At 63.6% G+C, this 3,093-nt stretch carries 5 protein-coding genes; 1 reads left to right on the top strand and 4 read right to left on the bottom strand.

Features of this window, described 5'->3' with window-relative positions:
* The 4 genes from AC1DT2_RS19305 to AC1DT2_RS19290 form a co-directional block, all read right to left on the bottom strand.
* On the bottom strand, positions 1–1,451 hold a 1,451-nt coding region (locus tag AC1DT2_RS19305; protein WP_477298089.1), incomplete at its 3' end, for a TonB-dependent receptor plug domain-containing protein.
* 195 nt (positions 1,452–1,646) lie between these two features.
* Positions 1,647–1,889: a DUF3820 family protein gene (locus AC1DT2_RS19300; RefSeq protein ID WP_063573673.1), complete on the bottom strand. Its 243-nt coding sequence runs from the start codon at positions 1,887–1,889 to the stop codon at positions 1,647–1,649.
* 17 nt (positions 1,890–1,906) lie between these two features.
* Positions 1,907–2,143 (bottom strand): hypothetical protein, encoded by a 237-nt coding sequence (locus AC1DT2_RS19295; RefSeq protein WP_063573674.1) that lies wholly within the window; start codon positions 2,141–2,143, stop codon positions 1,907–1,909.
* Between the two features lie 64 nt (positions 2,144–2,207).
* The gene (locus AC1DT2_RS19290; protein ID WP_063573675.1) at positions 2,208–2,453 is read right to left on the bottom strand and encodes a hypothetical protein; all 246 of its coding nucleotides are present in this window, start codon (positions 2,451–2,453) and stop codon (positions 2,208–2,210) included.
* Positions 2,454–2,656: 203 nt separating this feature from the next.
* On the opposite strand from AC1DT2_RS19290, the gene AC1DT2_RS19285 reads away from it, so the two are divergent.
* Positions 2,657–3,093, top strand: a 437-nt coding sequence (locus tag AC1DT2_RS19285) for a TraB/GumN family protein (RefSeq protein ID WP_477298088.1), incomplete at its 3' end; no start/stop codon positions are given.

Below are 3,093 nucleotides of genomic sequence, written 5' to 3'. Positions count from 1 at the left end.
GCGGAAAGCAGGGCACCGTAGTTGAGGAGGCCATCCAGGCGCGTATCCAGCGAATCATGGTTGATCACCAGGGCCGTGTCGTAGCTCCATTCACCCCACTGCCCGGTGAGACCGCCGACGAGGCGGAGGTTGTGGTTGTCGGTCTGACCGCTGGCCAGGGCACTGGGGAACGAGTAGTTGATCAGTGCCGCGCTACCCTGCGCCGCGAACGGGTTGTTCGGATTGAGCGAACCGTTCGGCAGCGTTGCCGGCAAGGCGATCGCGTTGGTGTTGTTCGGCGTGCTGGCCTGGATCTGCGCCGGGGTGCCCGGGAACGTCGTCTTCACCTCGTAATAGCTCGCGCCGATATAGGCCTGCGAAGTGTCCGAGAGCTTGATGGTAAAGCGGCCATATAACCCGCCCCGTTCGACGGTGGGCTGGATCGCGGTGTACAGCGCACGATTCTGCGAGCAGTAGCTGCCCGGGTTGGCCGGATCGTCCGTCACCAGGGTGCCAAGCGAACCGCACGATTGCAGCGGCTGCGCCAGACCACCCGGATCGGCCACGCCAGAGGTCACGTCGCCTGGACGTAACAGGGTACCCGGCGTCACCGTGCCGTAGATCGAGCCGGAATTCTGCGAGGGCTGGCCGCCGATGAGGTTGTTGCCGCCGCTGCGGCGCAGGTCCGCGGTGTTGTACGGATAGCCACGGTCACGGGTCATGATGCTGTTGTCTTTCTGGTACTCGGCACTGAAGTAGGCATTCCAGCCGTCCTTCTTCAGGTCGCCGCCGCCGAACAACACCRTGCCACGCTTCGTCAGCCCTCCGCCGTGTTCCGACGTACCGACATCGGCGGTGAATTCGGCACCCTTGAAGCTGGGCTTGAGGATGATGTTGACGACGCCGGCGATGGCATCCGCACCGTACAGCGACGACGCACCATCCTTGAGCACTTCGATACGATCGATCGCGTTCGAGGGAATGGTGTTGAGATCGACGAAGGACCGCTGGCCGTCATCGGTCACCGGGTAGTTCGCCGCACGACGGCCGTCAATAAGGACAAGCGTCGAGTTAACGGTCAGGCCACGCAGCGCCACGCCTGTCGCACCCACGGCGAAGCCCGCGGTGAACGAGGCCGGGATGGAGCCGCTGTTGTCGGCGGAGATCGACCGCACCACGTCGGAGACGGTGGTCAGACCGCTCTTCTGAATATCCGCGGCGGTAATGGTCGTCACCGGCGATGGCGTTTCCACGTCGATGCGCGGCAGGGCCGAGCCGGTGACCGTGATAGCCGTCAACTCGGTGGTTTTCTGCTGCGCCTGGTCGGCCGGCGGAGGCGTCTGGGCAGGCGTGGCAGGGGCCGGCGCAGGGGGCGTCTGGGCCGCTGCCTGCGCACAAGCGCATGCGAGTGCGGTGGCGATGGCCAAAGCGAGGCCGTGGCGCCGGGGCGCCATGATGTTTTTCATTTTCATTGTGAGTCTCCGGGCCTTAGGGGAGTGGGGCTGGGACCAGGCGACCCCACGAATGAGAACGCAACGAGACATTCACAGGGACGCAAGGAAAACTTACGCCGTGTAAACGAATCACACCATCGGCCATTCGGAATAACTTGCAGCGCCCCGAAAGGGCACTTTCTGGCACGCGCTATGCATTCGCCAGCGAAGCGCTTAAGCGGACTTCGAGGCCTTGCGCAGCGGATCCAGCAGGCGACGCAGACCGTTATGGTCAAGCTCGAGCATGATCGCGAGAAGTCGGCCGAGTTCGCCCGGCGGAAAGCCCTCGCGCGCGAACCACGCGAGGTAGTTTCCGGGAAGGTCCGCAATCGCCCGGCCCTTGAACTTGCCAAAGGGCATCACAGCCGTGGCGAGCTTCGCGAGATCCTGGCGGAAGGCTTCATTGGGGTCGGTCATGCCGCCATTCTAACTGCCTACTCGTCGCCCGGATCGAACCCCTCTCGTTCTTTCATGAGCTTGCGGGCGGCGGCCACGCCGAGCGTCATGCCTTCGGCGCACGCGTCTTCTTCGTTCTCGTGCAAGGTGACGCAGAGTTTCTCGGCGAGCTCGTCGCCGTCTTCGCTAATGACGTACTTGCCGCGCCAGCGCCCGGGTTTGGCGACATAGCACGTGCCTTCAACGTCGAAGTAACCAATCTTTCGATGCGCCATGGGTGAGATGTTCCTCCTCTCGTGCCCCCATCCTATGCATCGCGCATCAAGGTGACGTGCAGCGCTATTGGAGGCCGCTCACCGGACGCTTCGCGTTCGACTCGAATTCACGCCAGATCCCATCGGCCCCTTCGACCGAAACCAGCACCTGCAGGCCGTTCTGGACGCCCAGCAACTTGGACTGCTGCACGGCGTAGGCGATCGCACCCACGCGGGTTTCGAAATTTTCCATCGGCACACCGTTCATCTGCACGTGCCATAGCCCGGCGAGATCGGGACTGAACGGAATGTCGTAGATCACCAGTGCCATGAATCGGTGGGCAACCCTGAGTTGTTACGGACGCGACGGATGGGCAAGATTATCCGTTCGCGAATGCCCCCACAATGGAAGGATGACGCACTATTTCCTTCACGCCGGAATCACGGCGGGAGGCGTTAACGGACGTGAACGCAAGGCCAGCGGCTACGACCAAGGGCAGGCGACAGGTAAGCGCGTTCGTCTAGACTTCGCCGATGACGACCACCCGCCTCCTCCTTGCCCTGCCCTTCCTCTTTGGCCTGGCCGACGCGGGCAGCGCTCGCGCCCAGACGACGCCCCCGCCAGCGCCCGCGAGCAGCGTACCCACCCTGGAGACCGTGACGGTCAGTGGCGTGCAACCCGGGCCGGGCCTCTGGAAGGTGACCCGCGGCGAGCACACCCTGCTGATTCTGGGGAGCCTGTCACCCCTGCCGCAGAACATGACCTGGAAGTCGGACGACATCGACGACGCCCTCGCCCATTCCAGCGAGCTGATCCTTCCGCCCAAGGTGGACATCAAACCCAATGTCGGTTTCTTCGGCAAGCTCGCACTGCTGCCCTCCCTGATCGGTGTCCGCAATGCGCCGGACGGTGCGACCCTCAAGGAAACCGTGCCGCCGGATGTCTACGCGCGCTGGCTCACGGTGAAGAC

This window comes from Luteibacter sp. P4_E6 (assembly GCF_056401535.1).
This window is presented reverse-complemented; position numbering and strand designations above follow the sequence as displayed.